At 66.8% G+C, this 20,610-nt stretch carries 20 protein-coding genes; 10 read left to right on the plus strand and 10 right to left on the minus strand.

Going from position 1 to position 20,610, the window contains the following annotated elements:
- Positions 1–436: 436 nt before the first annotated feature.
- From ASG43_RS08895 to ASG43_RS08930, 8 genes are all read right to left on the minus strand, one after another.
- Positions 437–1,498: an ornithine cyclodeaminase gene (locus ASG43_RS08895; protein WP_056503337.1), complete on the minus strand. Its 1,062-nt coding sequence runs from the start codon at positions 1,496–1,498 to the stop codon at positions 437–439.
- Complete coding sequence (gene rocF / locus ASG43_RS08900; RefSeq protein ID WP_056503340.1) at positions 1,495–2,418, minus strand: arginase; 924 nt, start codon at positions 2,416–2,418, stop codon at positions 1,495–1,497. Before rocF ends, ASG43_RS08895 begins: the two co-directional genes overlap by 4 nt.
- A gap of 39 nt (positions 2,419–2,457) precedes the next feature.
- Positions 2,458–3,138, minus strand: a complete 681-nt coding sequence (locus tag ASG43_RS08905) for an ABC transporter permease subunit (protein WP_056503342.1) — start codon at positions 3,136–3,138, stop codon at positions 2,458–2,460.
- 4 nt (positions 3,139–3,142) lie between these two features.
- The gene (locus ASG43_RS08910) at positions 3,143–3,814 is read right to left on the minus strand and encodes an ABC transporter permease subunit (protein WP_056503346.1); all 672 of its coding nucleotides are present in this window, start codon (positions 3,812–3,814) and stop codon (positions 3,143–3,145) included.
- Entirely contained in the window at positions 3,811–5,196 is a 1,386-nt protein-coding gene (locus ASG43_RS08915; protein ID WP_056503347.1) for a M20/M25/M40 family metallo-hydrolase, read from the minus strand. Before ASG43_RS08915 ends, ASG43_RS08910 begins: the two co-directional genes overlap by 4 nt.
- Positions 5,197–5,241: 45 nt before the next feature.
- Positions 5,242–6,021 (minus strand): transporter substrate-binding domain-containing protein, encoded by a 780-nt coding sequence (locus tag ASG43_RS08920; protein WP_056503350.1) that lies wholly within the window; start codon positions 6,019–6,021, stop codon positions 5,242–5,244.
- A gap of 74 nt (positions 6,022–6,095) precedes the next feature.
- A complete protein-coding gene (locus ASG43_RS08925) occupies positions 6,096–7,229 on the minus strand; it encodes an aminotransferase (RefSeq protein WP_056503351.1) in 1,134 nt (377 codons plus the stop codon).
- Between the two features lie 31 nt (positions 7,230–7,260).
- Positions 7,261–8,190, minus strand: coding sequence for an ornithine cyclodeaminase family protein (locus tag ASG43_RS08930; protein WP_244488035.1), 930 nt, complete (start codon positions 8,188–8,190; stop codon positions 7,261–7,263).
- A gap of 165 nt (positions 8,191–8,355) precedes the next feature.
- Between ASG43_RS08930 and ASG43_RS08935 the strand changes: the two genes are divergently transcribed.
- From ASG43_RS08935 to ASG43_RS08980, 10 genes are all read left to right on the plus strand, one after another.
- On the plus strand, positions 8,356–8,889 hold the full coding sequence (locus tag ASG43_RS08935; protein ID WP_244488036.1) for an XRE family transcriptional regulator: 534 nt from the start codon (positions 8,356–8,358) through the stop codon (positions 8,887–8,889).
- Positions 8,890–8,935: 46 nt separating this feature from the next.
- Positions 8,936–10,168, plus strand: a complete 1,233-nt coding sequence (locus ASG43_RS08940) for an MFS transporter (RefSeq protein WP_200939496.1) — start codon at positions 8,936–8,938, stop codon at positions 10,166–10,168.
- 26 nt (positions 10,169–10,194) lie between these two features.
- Positions 10,195–11,166, plus strand: a complete 972-nt coding sequence (locus ASG43_RS08945; RefSeq protein WP_244488037.1) for a pyridoxal-phosphate dependent enzyme — start codon at positions 10,195–10,197, stop codon at positions 11,164–11,166.
- 10 nt (positions 11,167–11,176) lie between these two features.
- On the plus strand, positions 11,177–12,178 hold the full coding sequence (locus ASG43_RS08950; protein WP_056503363.1) for a succinylglutamate desuccinylase/aspartoacylase family protein: 1,002 nt from the start codon (positions 11,177–11,179) through the stop codon (positions 12,176–12,178).
- A gap of 127 nt (positions 12,179–12,305) precedes the next feature.
- Positions 12,306–13,304 (plus strand): metal-dependent hydrolase, encoded by a 999-nt coding sequence (locus ASG43_RS08955; RefSeq protein ID WP_156386610.1) that lies wholly within the window; start codon positions 12,306–12,308, stop codon positions 13,302–13,304.
- Between the two features lie 237 nt (positions 13,305–13,541).
- Positions 13,542–13,889, plus strand: coding sequence for a metalloregulator ArsR/SmtB family transcription factor (locus tag ASG43_RS08960; RefSeq protein WP_056503370.1), 348 nt, complete (start codon positions 13,542–13,544; stop codon positions 13,887–13,889).
- Positions 13,886–14,413 carry an arsenate reductase ArsC gene (locus ASG43_RS08965; RefSeq protein WP_056503371.1) on the plus strand — a complete coding sequence of 176 codons (528 nt, stop codon included), beginning with the start codon at positions 13,886–13,888 and terminating at the stop codon, positions 14,411–14,413. The genes ASG43_RS08960 and ASG43_RS08965 overlap by 4 nt, the downstream gene beginning before the upstream one ends.
- A gap of 9 nt (positions 14,414–14,422) precedes the next feature.
- The gene (gene arsC / locus ASG43_RS08970) at positions 14,423–14,836 is read left to right on the plus strand and encodes an arsenate reductase (glutaredoxin) (protein WP_056503375.1); all 414 of its coding nucleotides are present in this window, start codon (positions 14,423–14,425) and stop codon (positions 14,834–14,836) included.
- Complete coding sequence (gene arsH, locus ASG43_RS08975) at positions 14,833–15,558, plus strand: arsenical resistance protein ArsH (RefSeq protein ID WP_056503378.1); 726 nt, start codon at positions 14,833–14,835, stop codon at positions 15,556–15,558. Before arsC ends, arsH begins: the two co-directional genes overlap by 4 nt.
- A gap of 22 nt (positions 15,559–15,580) precedes the next feature.
- On the plus strand, positions 15,581–16,885 hold the full coding sequence (locus ASG43_RS08980) for an arsenic transporter (RefSeq protein ID WP_056503381.1): 1,305 nt from the start codon (positions 15,581–15,583) through the stop codon (positions 16,883–16,885).
- 166 nt (positions 16,886–17,051) lie between these two features.
- Here the strand turns inward: ASG43_RS08980 and ASG43_RS08985 are convergent, their stop codons facing one another.
- Positions 17,052–19,202 (minus strand): histidine kinase dimerization/phosphoacceptor domain -containing protein, encoded by a 2,151-nt coding sequence (locus ASG43_RS08985; protein WP_056503384.1) that lies wholly within the window; start codon positions 19,200–19,202, stop codon positions 17,052–17,054.
- Between the two features lie 202 nt (positions 19,203–19,404).
- Positions 19,405–20,610: an acetate/propionate family kinase gene (locus ASG43_RS08990; protein ID WP_056503386.1), complete on the minus strand. Its 1,206-nt coding sequence runs from the start codon at positions 20,608–20,610 to the stop codon at positions 19,405–19,407.

Genomic DNA, 20,610 nt, shown 5'->3' on the forward strand with positions numbered 1-20,610 from the left:
GGAGAAAACTCGGAACTTGACCAAGGCCTGACCAGCCCAACATCGTCAAAGCCGGGTCAGTTCTTGATGGAAATCCTGGGTCAGCTCTCAGTGGAAATCAACACTTCGGGAGATGAAGGAAACGCTGGAGAGGATGACGACCCCGACGCGACCGGGACGGCAAACGACGGTATCTTGGCGGGCGTGTCGCTGCCCCCGCGCTTGTGCTCGGCCAGGATGGTCAGGATCGTCGAGACGCTCCGACCTGCCCGTCGAAGGCCGGGACGGGAAACGCCACGTCTTTGCCGTTCGACGATCCCGAGGCGGTTTCTCACTTCATCAAGGGTCCCGTTCGAACAATGTCCGGGTTCCACCACCCGCAATGCAGGGCGACTGTCCGTCTGGCGGAACGGGTGTCGGACGACGAGTGCGTGCCGGCTGCCGGGTCCTCCGGCCTTCAGGCTGTCGCCGTCAGCCTCGCGCGGCGCAAGAGCATGCCGAAGAGGTCGCGGGGCTCGTCGGGATCGGCAACGAGATCCAGCGACTGGAAACGGTCCGACCCGACGAGCTGATCGCGGACATAGCGAAGGGCCGAGAAATCCTCCGTCGCGAAGCCGACGCTGTCGAACAGGGTCACCTGAGCCGCTGAACTCCGTCCGGTGGCGGCTCCCGTCACGACCTGCCAGAGCTCCGTGATGGGATGGTCCGCGTCGAGCTGCTGGATCTCTCCCTCGATGCGTGTCTGGGGCGGATACTCGACGAAGATGTCGGAGCGCAGCAGGATGTCCCGGTGCAGTTCTGTCTTGCCCGGGCAGTCGCCACCCACCGCGTTGATATGAACGCTCGAGCCGATCATGTTGTCGGTCAGGATCGTGGCGTTCTGCTTGTCGGCCGTCGCCGTGGTCACGATGTCCGCGCCCTCGACCGCCTCCTCCGGCGACGAACAGGACAGGACCGAGAACCCCATGCCTTCAAGGTTGCGGCGGCACCGTTCGGTCGCCTGCCGGTCGATGTCGTAGAGCCGCAGGCGGTCGATCCCGAGGAGCGCCTTGAAGGCGATCGCCTGAAACTCGCTCTGGGCGCCGTTGCCGATGAGCGCCATGGTCCGTGCTCCCTTCGGCGCGAGATACTTGGCCGCCACGGCCGAGGTGGCCGCGGTTCTCAGTGCCGTCAGGATCGTCATCTCCGAGAACAGCAACGGATAGCCGCTGTCGACGTCCGCCAGAACACCGAACGCCGTCACCGTCTGGCGGCCGGTCCTCGTGTTCTTCGGGTGCCCGTTGACGTACTTGAATCCATAGAGCTTCCCGTCGCTCGTCGGCATCAGCTCGATGACCCCGTCCGGTGAATGCGATGCGATGCGGGCCGTCTTGTCGAAAGACTCCCAGCGCCGGAAGTCCTCTTCGACATAGGCCGCAAGTTCGACCAGGAAGGTCTCGACACCCACGGCAAGCACGAGGTCCATCATGTTCTCGACACTGACGAAGGGAACGATGTTGAGGTTGGGCGTCGGGGTCATGTGTAGCTCCTTGTGGGACGGTCGAGGACCGTGCGGCCCATCAGGCTCGCGGTGAGGTCCACGAGCATCGTCGCGGTGCGGCCGCGTTCGTCCAGAAAGGGATTCAGCTCCACGAGGTCGAGGCTGGTCACGAGTCCGCTGTCGTGGAGCAACTCCATCACCAGATGTGCCTCGCGGAAGGTGGCGCCCCCGGGGACGGTCGTGCCCACGGCAGGCCCGATCGCCGGGTCGAGGAAGTCGACGTCGAAACTGACATGCAACAGGCCGCCGGCGGCCTCGACCCTGTCGAGGAAGTCCTGCAACAAGGACTTGATCCCATGCTCGTCGACCTTGCGCATGTCGTGGACGACGATCGCCGTCTCCCGCAGCGCCGCTCGCTCCGCCGCATCCACGCTCCGGATGCCGATCATGCAGACGTTCGCGGGATCAACCGGAACCGTCAACTCCGGAAAATGGGGCCGGAAGCCGGACCGTCCGGTGAAGTAGGCGACCGGCGTGCCATGCAGGTTCCCGCTCTGCGTGGTCTCCAGCGTGTGGAAGTCGGAATGGGCGTCGAGCCAGAGGACGAACAACGGTCGGCCCAAGTCGGCCGCCCGCCGCGCGATGCCCGTCACGGTGCCGGCGGCGATCGCGTGGTCGCCACCGAGAAAGATCGGCATACCGTCCGCGGACTCCCGGTGCGCCGCCTCGCAGACGACGCGCGTCCATTCGGACACCTCGCCGAGATGCCGGAGGATGCCGTTCGGGTGCGACAGTTCCAGAGGCTCGGGCGGTGCGATGTTGCCGAGGTCGGTCACCTCGTGCCCGAGGTCGCGCAGGGCTTCCGCCAGGCCCGCGACCCTGAGGGCGCTCGGCCCCATCTCGCACCCCTTTTGGGACGCCCCGTTTTGGAGGGGTATGCCGATCAGCTTGCAATGCATGGACGGTGATCCGGTAGGAGGAGGTCGACATTGCCGTTGTCAGCGGCCGGGTATCGCGACGCGCGCCTCGATGGAGCGGAAGACGCGGCCGAACAGAGCGCCCAGCAAGAGGTATGCGGCGCCCGCAACCAGGAAGGTCTCGAAGGGCGCGTAGGTGCGGGTGACGAAGGTCTTAGCGGCGGCCGTCATCTCCAGGACCGTCACGGCACTGGCGAGCGTCGAGCCCTTCATGACGAGAATGAGCTCGTTGCCGATACCTGGCAAGACGGCGCGGTAGACCTGGGGCAGGACGATCCGGAGCAGCATGGCCGACCTGCGCAGGCCGAGGGCCTGTCCGGCCTCCGTCTGGCCCTGGGGCAGCTGGCGGATCGCCCCGGCCAGGAGTTCGGCCATGTAGGCCGCCGAGTTCAGCCCGATCGTCAGGATCGCGCAGGAGACGGCGCTTCGAAGGACGGGCCACAGAAAGCTATCCCGCACGGCCTCCAACTGGCCGAGCCCGTAATAGACGAGGAAGAGCTGGACGAGCAGAGGGCTGCCACGGACGAGAAACGTGTAGGTCGCCGCGGGATGTCGGATCCAGCGCTTTCCGGACACGAGCGCCAGCGCGAGGGGCAACGCCACCACCTGACCCAGCACGAAGCTCGCCAGGGTGATCGCCAGCGTGAGAAGGAAGCCGCTCTTGATCGCGAGGAGAGCCGGGAGGAAGAGCTCGATGGACATGGCGTCACCGCGTTGGGGGAGTGAGGCGCAGGCGGTACGCGTTGATCAGCAGCGTCGAGACGCCCGTGACCGCGACGTAGAGGGCGGCGGCGGTCAGATAGAAGGCGAGCGGCTGGTGGGTGGCGCCCGCCGCGACGACCGATTTGCGCATCAGCTCTTCGAGGCCGACGACGGAGACGAGCGCGCTCTCCTTCAGGATCACGAGCCACTGGTTCCCGAGGCCCGGCAGAGCGCGCGCCATCATCTGGGGCAGGACCACCAGACGAAACGCCCGCCACCTGCGCAGACCGAGCGCGAGAGCCGCCTCCCACTGGCCCTCCGACACGCTGAGCAACGCACCGCGCAGGATCTCCGTCAGGTAGGCGGAGGAGACCGCCGAAAGGGCGACGATGCCGGCGGTGAGCGCGTTCACCTCGACATAATTCCCGACCAGCCATGTCAGGAACACCGTGCCTCCGTAGAAGACGAGGAAGATGACGAGAAGCTCGGGCAGGCCGCGGATCAGCCCGACATATCCCGCGATGACCTTCTGCACCGCCGGGCGGCCGTAGACCGCCGCCGGCGCCAGCACCACGGCGACGAGGAACCCGAGGACGAAGCTGCCGAGAGCCACGACCAAGGTCACCCCCAGCCCCTGCAACAGCTGCGGCCCGTACTGCAACACCGCGTCGATCATGAAGCGATCTCGGCGATCGGAGAACGAGGCTCTCCGGGCGATCGGCAGCGGTCGGCCAGCGCCTCGAAGAAGTCTGCCGAGAAACCGACCATCCTCTCGAACTGCTCGATCCATATGTTCTCGTCGGGCGCATGCAGCATGGCGCCATGATGGGTGATGCCGGCTCCGAACAGGGTGGCGCCCATGTCCTTGACGAACGCGTAGGCCGGACCGGAGGCCGGTGAGCTCGGCTGGAGAACGGGCGCTTGTCCGAACCACTTGCCCAGCAGTTCCGAGCCCAGTTCGACCGCCCAGTGCGAGGGGTTGCTGCGCACGCCGAGCATCTCGTCGTCGAGCACGGTCATGAGAACGTCGGGAAAGCCGGTCGAATCGAGGTGGCGTCTGACGAGCTTCGCCACGTCCTTGGGCTCCTGCCCCGGGACGAGCCGGAAGTCGAGCTTTGCAGTGGCGGCGCCGGGAAGGACGGTCTTGGCGCCCTCGCCGTCGTATCCACCGTGGATGCCGTTGACGTTCAGGCACGGGGCAAGATTGAGGCGCTCGTAGAAGGTCTCGCAGGTCACCCCGTCCAGAAGCTTTTCGGCGCCCGTCGCGTCCATGATGCTCTCGAGGGAGAAGGGCGGGCTGCCCGCAAGCGCACGAGTGCGTGGGTCTGGCTCTTCGACACCGTCATGGAAGCCCTCGATGAGAACGCGTCCCGAAGCGTCGCGCATGGAGGCAACGGCCGAGGCGATGCGCCAGAGGGGATTGTCGAAGATCGCGCCGAGACTCGAATGCAGGTCGGCGCGTGCGGTCCTGCATTCCAACTCGATCGCGAGGCAGCCCTTGAAACCCATGAGGACGATCGGACGGCCGCCCGCATCGATCTCGCCGTATTCCCACCAGCAGAGGTCGGCCTTGGTTCCGGGAAAGCGAGAGGCGAGGAACCTTGCGAGCGTCGGGCTGCCGATTTCCTCCTCGCCGTCGACGATCCAGATCAAGCGGAACGGCAAGGGCCCTGGATCGGCGGCACGGAACGCGCGCCAGCCGGCGAGGCGGCTCATGAATTCGCCCTTGTCGTCGGCAGCCCCGCGCCCGAAGAGCTTGCCGTCTCGCTCGGTCAGCTCGAACGGAGGCGCCGTCCAGAGCCCGGCTGGGTCCTCCGGCTGGACGTCGTAATGATTGTAGATCACGAGGGTGAAAGGCCCCTGCCCCGTTTCACCGACGACGAACGGCGCGACATCGCCCGGCTGGATGTCGGTCGCGAACCCGGCATCTCGAAGGAGCGCCTCGACCTTCGCCGCGCACGCTTCCAGGCCCTCGCCCCGGGCGCTGACGGAGGGAATGGCGACGAGATCGGCAAGATCCCGGCGGGCGTGCGAAATGAATTGGGCGTGAGGCGCCATGGACTTGTCCTCGATGGATGGGGCGGCTGGTGCCGCCCCCCGCCATCATTTCTTGGAGATGTCGTATCCGAACCACTTTTCGGAGATCGTCTTGATGGTGCCGTCCGCCAGCATCGCGGATACGGCGCCGTCGACCTTCCCCTTCAGTTCGGTCTTACCTTTGCCCAGGGCGACGCCCTGTCCCTTCCCGAACTCGGGAAAATCGGCGCTCGTCAGGAGCGGACCTGCATAGACGAGCTTGTCGACCCCGCGCGCCTTGACCAGGGGATCCCAGGCGGAGCGCTCCATGAGGCCGGCTTCGATGCGACCTGCGGTCAGGTCGTCGGCGATCTGATCGGGACGGTCGTAGACACGGACGTCCGCACCGGGGAAATGCGCGCGGATCACCTGCTCGTGCGTGGACCCCGTCTGGACCCCGATCGCAGCGCTGGCCAGCTTTTCCGTCAGGTCCGCCGCCGTCTTCGCGGAAGCCGCCTCGCTTCCCGCCGGCACGACGACCGTGTTCGGAGCGTCGGCGTAAGCGACCGACAGATCCACTTTCTGGGCGCGCTCCTCGTTGATCGAGATGCCGGAGATGACGAGATCGAACTTGCCGACCTGCAAGCCGGGGAGCAAGCCGTCGAAGGCCTGATTCTGCCAGGAACAGGTCGCCGCGATCCGCTTGCAGATCTCGTCGCCCACGTCCTTGTCGAAGCCCACGATCGCCCCGGACGCATCGACGGACTCCCATGGCGGATAGTCGGCGCTGCTGCCGATGCGCAGTTCCTGTGCCCCGGCGGTTCCCGCCATCAGGGCGAGCGTCAGTGCGGTCAAAAGCAGTTTCATGGTGCAATTCCTTGTTGGGATTGGATCGTTCAGGGCGTGCGGCGCTGGCGCGCCACCGGCACGGACAGGCGGGATCAGGCGGCTGCGGCGCGGCGCTCGCGCAGGAATCGTGACATGCGGGACAAGCCTTCGCGCAGCACGTGCTCGCTGTTCGCGTAGCCGATCCGCAGGTACCCTTCCATGTCCATCGCGCTTCCCGGCGTCAGCATCACCCCGGTCTCCTCCAGAAGCTTCACGCAGAACGCTTCCGACGACATCGGCAGATCGTATTTCAGGAGCGCCGTCGTGCCGGACCTCGGCTTCGTCCAGACGATCAGCGGCTCGGCATCGACCCAGTCGGACAGGATGGCGAGGTTGGTCCTGGTGATAATCTTGTTGCGGGCGAGGATCTTGTCCCGGTTCTCCAGCGCGATCGCCGCGAAGTGGTCGTCCAGCATGCCCACGCTGATCGTGTTGTAGTCGCGATGGACCGAAACGGCGTGGATCAGTTCCTTCGGCGCCACGATCCAGCCGAGCCGGAGGCCGGCCAGCGAATAGGCCTTCGACATGCTTCCGGTGCTGATGCCCCGCTCGTAAAGGTCGGCCAGGGACGCCGTCGAACCATCGCCGTCCTGGTCGATGCCGCGATAGACCTCGTCGCAGAGCACCCAGGCGCCCGAAGCGCGAGCGATATCGACGATCCGTTCCAGGAAGGCCCGGTCCATCAGCGATCCGGTCGGGTTGTTCGGATTGTTGATCGCGATGAGCTTCGTGCCCGGCGTCGCCAGCCGGCGCAGTTCCTCGAGGTCGGGGAGGAAGCCGTTCTCCTCCCGCAGCTTCAGGATCTGGACGTCGGCGCCGTAGCTCTCCGGAATGGAGTAGTGCTGCTGATAGGTTGGAAGCACCGAGATCACGCGGTCGCCCGGCTCCACCAGGGTCTCGTGGACAAGGGCGTTCGCACCGATCGCGCCATGGGTGATGGTGACGTTGCCCGGCTCCTGCTTCTCGTAGAGCCCCGCAACCAGTCGGCGAAGCCTGTCGCTTCCCTCGATCGCCCCATAGGTCAGCTTCATCGGCAGGAGCTCGCCAAGGATGGTGTCGGCCTTGCCCGCCATCTCGAGCAGCTCTTCGACCGTCAGCGACTCGACGCAGGTCTCGGCGAGGTTCCACTCGCACTGCGTCTCATAGCGGTTCATCCAGATCTCGACGCCAAAGTCGCGGATCTTCATGGGGCTTCTCCTTCGATGGATGGGATGGGGATCAGGCGCGGGCGGCCGCGAGCACGGCGACCGCGGCCGCGATGTCCTCGAGACCGAGGCCGATCGAGCGGAAGAAGGCGGGGCGGGTCCGGCTGGGCAGCGTCGCTCTTCCGGAGAGGAGTTCGGGCAGGTCGCCGAGCAAGCGATCGGAGGTCCAGGTTCCAGCGGCCGACGCCAGCTTCATCTCTCCGGCCGATGCGGGCGTGGTGGCGCGATAGTCGCAATACACGTCGAGGCCGGACAGGGCCGCCGGGTCCACCTCGTGAGCGTTCGCGACGTTGGTGCTGACGGAGGTGACGAGAGCGTCGCCTTGCAGCCGGGCGACGTCGATCACGGGGCTTCCTGACGAGGTGCAGAGCATGACCACGTCGGCACCGAGCGCGGCTTCGTCGGCGTCCGTGAACGTGACGACGGACGTGCCGTTCGCGAGCGTGTCGGGAAGGCCGACCTTCGACCTTGCCGACGGTGAACACAGGCGCACCTCTCGCCAGGACCGCAGGCTTTCGACATGGCGAAGATGCGCCAGACCGACGGCCCCGGTGCCGACGACCGTCAGGATCGTGGCGTCCTCGCGTGCGAGAAGGTCGACGGCAAGCGCGCTCGTCGCGGCCGTGCGTTCCGTCGTCAAGCGCTTCGAGTCGCAGAGGAGCAGCGGCGCTCCCGTCTCCATCGACATCAGGAGGGTCCAGGCGGTCACCAGGGCTGCGCCGTCGCCGGGGATGTAGGGGGACAGCTTGGCGCCGAACACCTTCTCGCTGGCCAGCACCCCGAGATACGTGATGAAGTCGCCCGCATTGTCGGGGAAAAGGCTGAGCGTCTGGGCAGGCTGCGTCGCAGATCCGTCAGCAAGGGCACGAAACATGCGCTCCAGCGCGGAGCGCATGTCGATCTTTCCAAGCATCTCCTCAATGGAACCGTCGTCGAATACCATGGGAGCCTGGATCTTCATCTTTCAACTCGCTTCATCATTGGCTCTCAGGCAGACTCCCCGACATCAACTTCTTATTGGCTTGAGAGAAAAACTGTTGAAGTGCAGATGCGTCTGAGCTAGAGGAACCCTATGAGCACTATATTGCGCAGTCAAGAGGGAGGCGACGTGTTAAGCCACGTTTCCGACAACCTGCGCCGGCTCCGCCAGGCGGCGGGTCTGAGCCAGACGGCGCTGGCCAAGGCGTCCGGCATCAGCCGGCGCATGATCGTGTCGGTCGAGGGCGGAGAAGCGAACATCAGCCTTTCGAGCTTGGACAAGTTGGCCGCCGCGATGGGCGTTGGCTTCGTCGATCTCGTCCGCGATCCCGCACGGGAGTCGCGGGCCGATATCAACGAGGTCACGTGGCGGGGCAAAGCTTCGGAGAGCGCCGCGGTGCTGCTGTGTTCCGCCCCGGCGACGACCGAAACGCAGATGTGGCTCTGGTCGCTCGGCCCCGGAGACCGATACGACGCCGAGCCCGATCCGCAGGGATGGCACGAGATGGTCTTCGTGACCGAGGGCGTGCTCGACCTGCGACTCGTCGATGGCGTCCAGCAGCATCCGGCCGGCTCCTATGCGGTCTACGCCACGGCTCAGACCTATTCCTACGCGAACACGGGGTCGGTTCCCGTCCGCTTCGTGAGGAACGTGGTCTCGTGATCGATTCGCTTGTGCGGTCCGAAGCTGCCCACGGGATGGATCCACGATGATCGGCCATCCCCTCTTGGGCGCCGCAGCCGTCAGCGCCCGCGAGGGGACTGCCGCCCGGTGGCCTTTGTATCGCTGGTTCGTATCGGCCGCGTCCTTGAGCGTGCCGCAGGCGGCGGGACCGGTCGCGTTCTCCCTTCTCGCCTTGAGCGTCACGGGCGACACGAGGGGCGGCGCTGCAATGATCCTCGCCATGACGCTCTCCCAGGTTGCGGGCGCCATCCCGATCACGCGAATGGGAAACCGCCTTCCTCCGGCGCGCCTTCTCCGATGGTTGGTGGTCCTGCGCACCCTCGCCCTGATGTCCATCGTCCTGCTGGCGGCTTGCGGAGCGTCGTTTGCCTGGCTGATCGCCTGCGCCACGGTCGCCGGATCGGTCAATGGCGCCGCTCACGGCTGTCTGCGCTCGGTCCTCAACCACCTCGTACCCGCCTCGGGTTTGCCCCGTGCGTTGGGCATCTCGGCCACGCTCAACGAAACGACGTTCGTGCTGGCTCCGGTGGCGGCGTCCGGATTGGGCGCGATCTCGCCCTTGCTCGGGATCCTCGTCATCGCGGCGCTCGGTGCGGCTCCGGCGTTTTGCGTTCCGCATGTCGATGCCGTCCCTGCCGAAGAGGTCGGGCGCTCCGACACATCGGTTCTGAGCCCTTCCATTCTGCTTTGGCTGGCCTGCGCGACCGCAGGCGGCGCCGTCGTCGCCGCCATCGAGATCGGCGCTGTCGCGCTGGCATTGGATTACGGCTACGAGCCGACGCTCGCCATCCTCTTCACGGTTCCGCTGTGCCTCGCCTCGGTGACCGGCGGCGTCTGGGTCAGCGTCCGCAACCGCATGGCCGCGCGAGGAACGGTCGTGGGCTATCTGTCCGTCATGGCCCTCGGATCGGGCCTTGCGGCCTTGGGACTGTCCGTCGCGTCGACCGTCGCCGGGGCGATCCTGATCGGCTTCGTCCTCGCCCCCCTGGGGACCCACTACTCGCTCGTGCTCGACGGCCTTGCACCGGCCGGACGCAGGGCGGAGGTCTTCGCACTCCTGCGGACCGCAAACGCGGTCGGCGTCATCTGCGCCAGTGCGATCCTGACCGCGCTGTCGCTGTCCTCCACGTTGACGATCGTCACCGGCCTCATGGTCGCCGCGGCTTCGACAGTGGCGTTCGCGCACCTGCGAGGTTCGAAGCGGCTTTCGAGCCCGTCGGCCACACAGACGCGCGATCCATCGCTGTCGTCTCCTTGAGAGCCGAACCCCTTCCAGTCCAACGCATGAGCTACGACATGAACCCGATCGTCACCGCCACGGCCGCCGACGCGGTCCAAGCCCGGTCCCGGATCCGACCCTTCATCTACCAGACACCCCTTCTGCCCTCACGGGTGAGGGGCGGTGAGGATCTCGCGTTCAAGGCCGAGAACTTCCAGATCACCGGATCCTTCAAAATCCGCGGAGCCGCCGCGAAGATGACGGCCGTGGATCGCGACCAGGCGCTCATCACCGCCTCGTCGGGCAACCATGGCATCGGCGCCGCGCAAGCGGCGGCCTCGGTCGGCCAACGGCTGACCGTCGTGCTGCCGCGATCGGTTTCTCCCGGCAAGCTCGCCAAGATCCGATCGTTCGCCGTCGACGTCGTCCTGCATGGCGACGAAGCCGGAGAAGCGGAGCGGCACGCACAGGAACTGGCCCGCGACAGAGGCCTCGTCTACGTCTCGCCCTACAACGACCGGGACATCATCGCCGGACAGGGCACCATCGCACTGGAGATCCTCGAACAGGCGGAGCGGATCGACAACGTGTTCGTTTCGATGGGCGGCGGCGGACTGATCGGGGGCATCGGTTCCGTGCTGAAGGCGTTCAGCCCCTGGACCCGCGTCATCGGCGTCAGCGCCGCGGCATCCATGACGCTGGCCGCGTCGATGCAGGCGGGCCGGATCGTCGAGACGGATCATTTCGACACGATCGCCGACGGCGTTGCCGGCGGCCTCGACGAGGACAGCATCACCTTGCCGCTTGCGATGGCGACCATCGACGAGGTGGTGGTCTGCGAGGAGGACGCCATCGTCGCAGAGATTGCCTCGCTGGCCGTGAACGAGCGCCAGATCGTCGAAGGCGCAGCGGCCCTCGCGATGGCCGGCTACCGCCAGGTCGCCCACCGTCTCGCGGGACAGCGCAGCGTCGTCGTCCTGTGCGGAAGCAACTTCGCCGCCGAACGCATCATGCCCCTCATCTGGAACGAGGCGTGAGAGGGACGACATGAGCGCGATCGACATCGACTGGGGTCGCGACGGGCGACAGGCCGGCTACATCCATCTGCCGAGTTCCACGAACACCAGCGCGTGGCAGGACCTGCGCGTTCCGATCTACCTGTTCCGCAACGCGGAGGGGCCGTGCACGCTTCTGCTCGGCGGCAGCCACGGCGACGAGTACGAAGGCATCACGGCGCTATCGGCGCTCGCCCACTCCCTCGATCCGGCCGTGGTCACGGGATCGATCATCATCGTTCCGGCCTTGAACCTGCCGGCGGTCACCGCGGGCGCGCGTCTGTCCCCAGTCGACGGCCGGAACCTCAACCGCGAGTTCCCCGGCGATCCCAGGGGATCGCTGACGCAGCGGCTCGCCGCGCTCGTGGTGTCGGACCTCATTCCCCGGGCGGACGCCGTCTATGACATCCACTCCGGCGGTCGTTCTCTCCGCTTCGCCCCTTGCACGCTCGTGCACGAGCAGGACGACGCGGACCTGACACGTCGATGTCTCGCCGCGGCCGACGCCTTCGGCGCGCCGTTCACCGTCGTGATCCAAGAGCCGCATGCCGGGCAGATGATCGACGACGTCGTCGAACGGTCGGGCAAGCTCATGCTGTCCAGCGAGCTGGGGGGCGGCGCCGCGATCAGCCCCGGCACGATGGAACTGACACGGGACGGGCTTCTCCGGCTGCTCGCGCATCTCGGCCACCTCGCTTCACCCGACATTCCGCCGGCACGGGTCGGGCGTCGACTGGTGGTCCCCGGACCGGCGGCGTACCTTCATGCCGACGACCTCGGCACCTACGAGCCGCTCGTCGAGATCGGCAGTTCGGTCACGGCCGGAACGGTGATCGGTCGACTTCACTTCGTTGATCGGTTCGACCGCGTTCCCCAGGCTCTCCGCGCTCCTCTGGACGGCATCCTGCTCTGCACCCACGGACAAGGCCTCGTGCGGCGGGACGACGTCATAGCCTTGATCGCCGTACCGCACGAGGATCCCGGCACCCTCTAGGGCGATCGAAGGCCAAAAGGCGCCTCGGCTCTGGCCGCCGCGACGCGCCGTGCTCTAAGGCCGATGTCCGTTGAGCGACGCGGTCCGTTGCCGCTCCTCGCGTGCCGTCCGGAGGCAGGCGAAAGCCATGGTCGACATCGCGATGCGGCCGCGCCGGATCAGGAGCGGCCGACGAATTGTGCTTCGACGAACGATTTTTGCAACTCATGCAATGCGACAGAAGGGTGAGACCTTGGAACTGGAAACGAACGTTCGCGAAGGCACTGTCGTGACCTTTGCCGGAGGCAGCCTCTGCGAGGAGGCGACGGTCACCTTCGCGACTCCACGGGACGGAGGCTGGCTCGTGCTGGTCGACAGATCGCCGTTTCATCCCGAAAGCCTCTCCTGGCCGGATCAGCCAGGCGATCACGGGACGCTGACGTTTCCAGGCGGAGAGCCGCATGCAATCGTCGACTGCCTGACGGGGCTGGTCGACCCGGACCGGGGGATCCTATTGACCGATGCCGAAGCGATAGCGGCCTCCCGCTCGGGTGCCTCCCTCCAAGCGGTCGTGCTGCACGTCGTGCGAAGCGAGGTCGACATGGGCAACGTCGTCGGTCAAAGAGCGCGGCTGGACGTCGCGACGGATCGACGAGCCGATCTGTCGCTGCAACACACGGGTGTGCACGTGGCGGCTTTGACGCTGAACCGCTGTGCCGACCGTTTCTGGACGAAGGACAAACCCGAACGCGATGGCCTCGGCTTCGCGAACCTCGACAAGGCGGCGGTGACCCGATCGTCCATCGACACAGAACGGTCTGTCGACACGTACAGGATCGGGAAATCCCTCAGGAAGAAGGGGTTCGATCGAGAAGCCTTCCTCTCGGCACTTCCGGATGTGGAGGACGCGATGAACTCGCATCTTCGCGGCACCTGGCTGGGTGCGTCGACACCGGCTCGGGTCTCGCCGCCCGAAGGCCGGCTGGACGGGCGACGGATATGGTCGACGACGCTCGACGGGATCGAGATCTCGATTCCCTGCGGGGGCACGCATATCGACGATCTGTCCCGGATCGCGGAGATCTCCGTCGAACTCGAACCGATCGAGGATGGGTTCATGCTGACGACGCGGACCCGCGGGAGATGAGGTCCTGCGCCTCGGCCGGTCCGAGGCGCGGATGAATCGGCTGGCGGTCGGAGCGTTCGGTGGCAAGACGAAGCCGTCGACGGCGGCGCTGAAGTGGCGACCGGTTCCGATCGACTCCACCCGTCGCCAGCGTTGCGGTCTGGCGAAGCCACCATCTTTGAACGCGCCGACCCGAGTTGACCTGAGCTGCGTTGAGCAATCGCTTGCATCTGCAACGATATTTGCAAGGTTGCGGACGTGAACGATGATTCCGCCGTATCCGCCCTTTCCGCACTCGCCCATGCCGATCGTCTGGCAGCCTTTCGCATGCTCGTTCGCGCAGGTCCGGAGGGCATGCCGTCCGGCGAGATCGCGGAGACGCTTGCGATCCCGCCGACGCGCATGAGCTTTCACCTCGCGACGCTGGAGCGGTCCAAGCTCCTGACGTCGTGGCGCGACGGCCGCTACGTGCGTTACGCGGCGAGCTACGACGACATGCGCCAGCTTCTCGCCTTTCTCACCGAGGACTGCTGCTCCGGCAATCCGGACATTTGCGGGAACCTCGCGATCCTTGTTGCTTCCTGCGCCCCGGAGACCTGCGGATGAGTGGCGGCCCCTTCAACGTCCTGTTCCTGTGCACGGGCAATTCCGCGCGTTCGATCCTGGCCGAGAGCATCCTGCGCAAGGACGGCGCGGGACGGTTCAACGCCTTTTCCGCCGGCAGCCGTCCAAAGGGCGCGGTCAACCCGATGGCACTGAGCGTCCTTCGGGAGTTCGGCTACCCGACCGAGGACTTGCGCTCGAAGCCGTGGGAGGAGTTCGCGACGCCCGATGCGCCCGTCATGGACTTCGTCTTCACCGTCTGCGATCAGGCGGCGGGCGAGGCATGCCCCGTCTGGCCGGGACAGCCGATGACCGCGCATTGGGGCATCGAGGACCCGAGCCACGAGAATCGCGGCGAGATCTGGAGCCGGGCGGCCTTCACGACCGCTTTTCGCTACCTGAAGAACCGCATCTCGGCGTTTGCCGCCCTACCCATCGAGAGCCTCGAGCGCTCGCGACTTTCCGTGAAGGTTCGCGAGATCGGCCAGCTCGATGGCGCCTCGTTCCGCCCATCCGACGTTGCCTGAGAGAACCCGATGACCGTCACGATCTATCACAATCCCGCCTGCGGCACCTCGCGCAACACGCTGGAGATGATCCGCCAGTCCGGCGAGGACCCTCAGATCATCGTATACCTGACGTCGCCGCCGAGCCGCGAGGTCTTGATCGAGCTTCTCGACATGATGGGAATGAAGCCGCGTGATCTCCTGCGCAAGAAGGGCACGCCCTATGCCGAACTCGGCCTCGACGATCCCAAGCTGTCCGACGAGGAACTGCTGGACGCGATGATGGCGCATCCGATCCTGATCGAGCGTCCGATCGTCGTCACGGAGAAGGGCGCTGCGCTCTGCCGGCCGTCCGAAGCCGTGCTCCCGCTTCTTGCGAACCCGGTCGCCGCCTTCACCAAGGAGGATGGCGAAGTGGTGATGTCGGCGGGCGCGGGGTCGTGATCGACCTCGTCTCCGTCGACCTGCCGAACGTCGCGCACGATCAGCTTCGGCCGATCGATGTCGGGGCGTTGGCGGCACCCGGCGATCCGACGCATCCGCCGCGCATCCTCATTCTCTACGGCTCGATCCGCGAGCGGTCGTTCTCCCGTCTCCTGTCCGAGGAGGCCGGACGCCTGCTCCGCTCACTGGGCTGCGAGGTGCGCACCTTCGATCCGCGAGGACTGCCGCTGCCCGACGGTGCGGAACCGGACCACCCGAAGGTCCAGGAACTGCGCGATCTCGCCGAATGGTCGGAGGGCATGGTCTGGGTGAGCCCGGAACGGCATGGCGCGATGACCGGCATCATGAAGGCGCAGATCGACTGGATCCCGCTCAGCGACGGCGCCAAGCGGCCGACGCAGGGCAAGACGCTGGCGGTCATGGAAGTGTCGGGCGGCTCGCAGAGTTTCAACGCGGTCAACCAGATGCGCATCCTCGGCCGCTGGATGCGCATGGTGACGATCCCCAACCAGTCCTCGGTGCCGAAAGCCTTCCTCGAATTCGACGAGGCCGGGCGCATGAAGCCCTCCGCCCTCTACGGCCGCGTCGTGGACGTCTGCGAGGAACTCGCGAAGTTCACCTGGCTCGTGCGCGGACGTTCCGCCTACCTGACGGATCGCTATTCCGAACGCGTCGAAAGCGCCGAGGAGCTATCCCGGCGCGTGAACCAGCGCTCCCTCTGATCCTCCCGCCCGCGGACATCTCATGCTCGCCTTCGCGATCTTCGTCGCCACCCTCGTCCTCGTCATCTGGCAGCCGCGGGGGCTCGGCATCGGCTGGTCGGCTCTCGCCGGCGCGGCTCTCGCGCTGGCTGCCGGCGTCGTCGGCTGGAGCGACGTCGGCGTCGTCTGGGACATCGTCTGGGACGCGACCTTCACCTTCGTCGCGCTCATCGTCATCTCGCTGATCCTCGACGAGGCCGGCTTCTTCGCCTGGGCCGCCCTCCATGTCGCACGTTGGGGCGGCGGCAACGGACAGCGGCTGTTCCCGCTCGTGATCCTGCTCGGCGCCGCGATCGCGGCCGTCTTCGCCAACGACGGCGCTGCACTGCTCCTCACCCCGATCGTGCTGGCGATATTGCTCCGGCTGAAGTTCCCGCCGGCCGGAGCGCTCGCCTTCATCGTCGCCTGCGGCTTCGTCGCCGATACGACGAGCCTGCCGTTCGTCATCTCGAACCTCGTGAACATCGTCACCGCGAACTTCTTCGACGTGTCCTTCGGCCGCTATGCCGCGGTCATGGTCCCGGTGAACCTCGTCTCGCTCGCCGCGACGCTGGGCGTCCTCTGGGTCTATTTCAGGCGGGACATTCCCGAACGCTACGAGACGGCGGCGCTGGAGAAGCCAAGCCATGCGATCCGCGACCGTCAGGTCTTCCGTGCGGCCTTTCCGTTGCTCGGCCTGCTTCTCCTCGCCTATTTCGTCACGGGACCGCTCGGCGTGCCGATCGCCTTCGTCACGGGCGCCGCCGCCCTCGCGCTGACGGCCATCGCGGGACGCTGGTTTTCCCGCGGGCAAGGCGCCGTGGTGCCGCTCGCCAAGGTGCTGCGCGAGGCACCCTGGCAGATCGTCCTCTTCTCGATCGGCATGTATCTCGTGGTCTATGGCCTCGGAAACGCCGGACTGACGGACATCGCCGCGGGGGTGCTCGTCTGGCTCGGCCAGCAGGGCACGTTCGTCGCCACGATCGGCACGGGCTTCGTCGTCGCCCTGCTCGCCTCCGTCATGAACAACATGCCCGCGACCCTCGTCGGCGCGCTCGCCATCGACCGTGCCGCGCTCGATCCGCTGACGCAGGAGCTGATGGTCTACGCCAACGTCGTCGGAAACGATCTCGGTCCGAAGTTCACGCCCATCGGCTCGCTCGCGACGCTCCTGTGGCTCCATGTCCTGGCGGGCAAGGGGCAGACCATCACCTGGGGTCAGTACATGAAGGTCGGCCTGGTCCTCACGCCGCCCGTCCTTCTCGCCACGCTGGCGGCTTTGTGGGTCTGGCTTCCCGTCGTGTCGTGAGCCCGCATTCGCGCGTCGTCTCGGCGCTCGGGGTTTGCGAGTTCCCGGGCCCGGGGTCTCCGGTGCAACGTCCGGGCCCGCCGGCTCCCGTCCTCCCCGGTGGAAAGGGCATCGCCTTCCCCCAGGGTGGTCGTCAGCCTCGCCGACGAGCGCCCCGGTTGACGCGTCAGGAACCGCCCGACCGCAGCGCTTCGACCGGCGCGGACACGATGGTGCGCAAGCCGGGACGATTGTCGACGTTTTCCAGCGAGCCGCCGAGCTGAGAGACGAGCGCGTCCAGCATGCGGGAGCCGAAGCCCGTTCCCTTCACCGTTTCCTCCTTGCCGTTTCCGCGGTCGGACACCACGAGACGGAAACGGTTGAAATGCTGTTCCAGCGTCACGGAGAGCGGCCCGGCCGCACCGCCGTAAGCGTATTTGGTGGCGTTGATCACGAGCTCGGTCAGGATCAAACCGACCGGCACGGCCCGATCCGCCGAGATCAGAACCGGCACGAGATCGAAGCGGACCTCGTCGTTCCACTCCGGTCCCATGGACGACACCAGTTCGTCGACGAGCTCCTCGAGGTAGCGTCCGAGATCGATCACCTCGACGCTGGCATCGCTATACAAGCGCCGATGGACGAGGGAGACGGCCCCGATGCGCCGTTGCGCCTCGGCGAGATGCGAGACCGCCTCCCCACCCGCGGCCTCTTTCGCCTGCATGCGCAAGAACGTCGTCACGAGCTGGAGGCTGTTCTGCACCCGGTGATTGACCTCCTTCAGCAGAAAATCCTTCTGACGAATCAATGCCTCGTTCTCGCGGATGGTGACGGCGAGTTCCTCATTCAGCGCCCGGAGCCGCATCGTCGCGACGTCCTCGCGCAACCGACGGACCAGACGGCCCGCGGACTCCACCTCGGCGAGGGACCAGGGACGCGAGCGACCGCGAACGGTCTCGCTCCAATCGGCGAAGGACGAGCGCGGGGTGAGGATCGTGGCCGAGTCGGCCGCCGTATCCTTGTGCGGATTGCCGGCCCAGTTCACGACCTCCAGCTTTTCCGCGCGGAACCACAGGAGGATCGTGGGAACCTCCATCGACATGGCGACCGCGAGCAGACCACTCGCCAGAGACCGGTAGGGAGCGGCGCCGGGCATGATCTCGGGCAAGCGGTCCGTGCTGACGGGCGTCTGGAGGACACCCTGGCGGGCGAAGGCGGCGATCTGGCGGATGCCCTCCCCGTCCGGACAGCGCCCGTGCGCGACGATCTCGCTGCCCTGAACGGCGGCAAAGCCATCGGCGCCCATCATCGACATGAGCTCGCGCGAGCTCTCGCGGAAGAAATCGGATAGGCCGGAATCGGGACCGAGCTTGGCGCAGACCGCGTCCTCGCTCGACCTCAGGCGAATCCGCTCGCGGTAGAGCACGGTCTCGTCCTTGGCACGGATCTGCCGCGACAGGCCGCTGGCCAGCGCCCGGCATGCGACGCGGACGGGCAGCGACAGCGCGCGGGGCGTCCGATGGTGGCAGGCGATCAGTCCCCAGAGCATGCCGTCCTGGACGATCGAGATCGAGGCCGAGGCCGCGACCTTCATGTTGCGCAGATATTGGAGATGGATCGGGGACACGCTGCGCAGCGAGGCGTCGCTGAGGTCCAGATCGCGGAGATCGAGGCTCGGCGAACGCAAGGGCGCAGGATCATAGCCGATATCGGGAATGACGCGGATCCGATTGCGGATGTAGAGCTCGCGCGCCTGGCGCGGCACGTCTCCCGCGGGGAAGTGGTGGTTCATGAAGGAGGCGACGCCCTCAGCGTCCGACTCCGCGACGACGACCCCCGCCTCGTCTTCGAGGAACCGGTAGACCATGACCCGGTCGAAACCCGTGATGCGCCGGTATGCGTCGGCAGCTTCCTGGCAGAGATCGCCGAGACCGACCGCGTGCTCGAAGCGCAGGCTCGAATCCTCCAGCATCGCCAGCATGGCCAGGGGTCCCTCGCCGGGCGCCTCGGCCGGTTCGAGCTCGACCAGGACGCGATCGCCCGACCGGTGCGCGGACACGTCGAACGTCTCGTGCTGGCCGATCACGGGTTGGAGCACCCTGGCTTCGCGGTCCCGGAGACGTCCGAGGTCCAGCGGCTGCCCGATCAGCCGCTCGATCGACTGCCCCGCCCACTGAGGCGCGAGGCGCGTCTCGACATCGCCGGCAACGCCCTCGACGGCGAGCGTCACGGCATCGAGAACGAGGAGAAGACCGTGGGGCTGGATCGCAGCGGGAACGTGGATCGGCTCGCGGTCGCACAGCGTTAAGTCCGGCGTAACGGAGGACGGGTGAAGCAAGCGTACTCCGTAAGTCTTATCTGGCTAGTTCCAAGGGGCTTATGTTGGATCGAGATCCCGATCAACCCGGCCGCGGACGCAAGACCGTGATGAGCAGGCGCGCGCGGCGCCGCGACGGATCGGCGGCGCGACGACCGCCATCCGCACGCCCTTCACCGGCGGACAACTCGGCCGCGAAGGGGCCCGTGCCTCCCTCTCCCTGTCATCGTGAGGGAGAGACGGCATGCTCTGACTGCGCCTCGTTGAGAACCATTCGCACCTGTTGCGCCACGACAAGCTCCTCATCGGCCGGAACGACGCAGCAGGCGACGGCGGCCGACGGATCGGCGATGTCGGCGGTCCCAGCGCCGGCGGCGGCGTTGGCATCCGTGTTCAGGCGAACGCCCAGCCATCCCAGGCGATCGGCGATGCGAGCGCGGATGCAGGGCAGGTGTTCCCCCACGCCGCCGGTGAAGACGAGGCCGTCGAGGCCCTGCAGCGTGGCGGCGAGCGCCGCGATCTCGCGGGCGGCCCGGAAGACGAAGAGATCGACGGCCTCGCCGGCATGGGGGTCCCGGCTCTCGACGAGACGGCGGAGGTCGGAGGAGAGGCCGGACACGCCCTCGAGGCCGGACTGGCGGTAGAGCAGCGTCTCCACCTCGCCGACGCTCATGCTCTTTTCCTGAAGGAGGTAGAGCACGATGCCCGGATCGAGCGATCCGCAGCGGGTCGCCATGACGAGCCCGTCGAGAGCCGAGAAGCCCATGGTCGTATCGACGCTTCGGCCGTCGAGAAGGGCGCAGAGGCTCGCTCCGCTTCCCAGATGCGCCGCGACGACCTTCCGCCGGCCGGGCATGAGGTCCGAAAGACGGCCGGCGACATGCTGATAGGACAGGCCGTGGAACCCGAACTTGCGGATGCCCTCGTCGTGCAGGGCACGGGGCAGACCATAGCGGTTCGCCGGGGCCCCGATCGTGGCGTGGAAGGCGGTGTCGAAGCAGCCGACCTGCAAGAGGTCGGGCCGGCTCGCCGCCAGAGCCACGGCCGGACCGAGGCTGCGCTTCTGGTGCAGCGGGGCGAGCGGCGTCAGTGTGGCGAGAGCGGCGAGAGTGTCGCGCGTCAGGCGAACCGGAGCCGTGAAGCCCGTTCCGCCGTGAACGATGCGGTGGCCGACGGCCACCAGCCGATCGCTGCCGAGATGGGCTTCGATCCAGCCGAGCAGGCGCAGCGGCATGTCGCCGTCGTCCGCATCCCAGGTCTCGTCGGCGAGGCTCTCGCCGGTCTGGCTCGCGGCGTGGAAACGCCCGGTTGCGCCGATATCCTCGATCGCTCCCCGGCCGACCGGCTGGAGGTCGCCGTCGCGGTGGCGATAGAGCGCGAACTTGATGCTGGAGGAACCGGCATTGATGGCGAGGATCGCGTCCGCCAC

The organism is Aureimonas sp. Leaf454 (genome assembly GCF_001424685.1).
Taxonomy (GTDB): Bacteria; Pseudomonadota; Alphaproteobacteria; order Rhizobiales; family Rhizobiaceae; genus Plantimonas.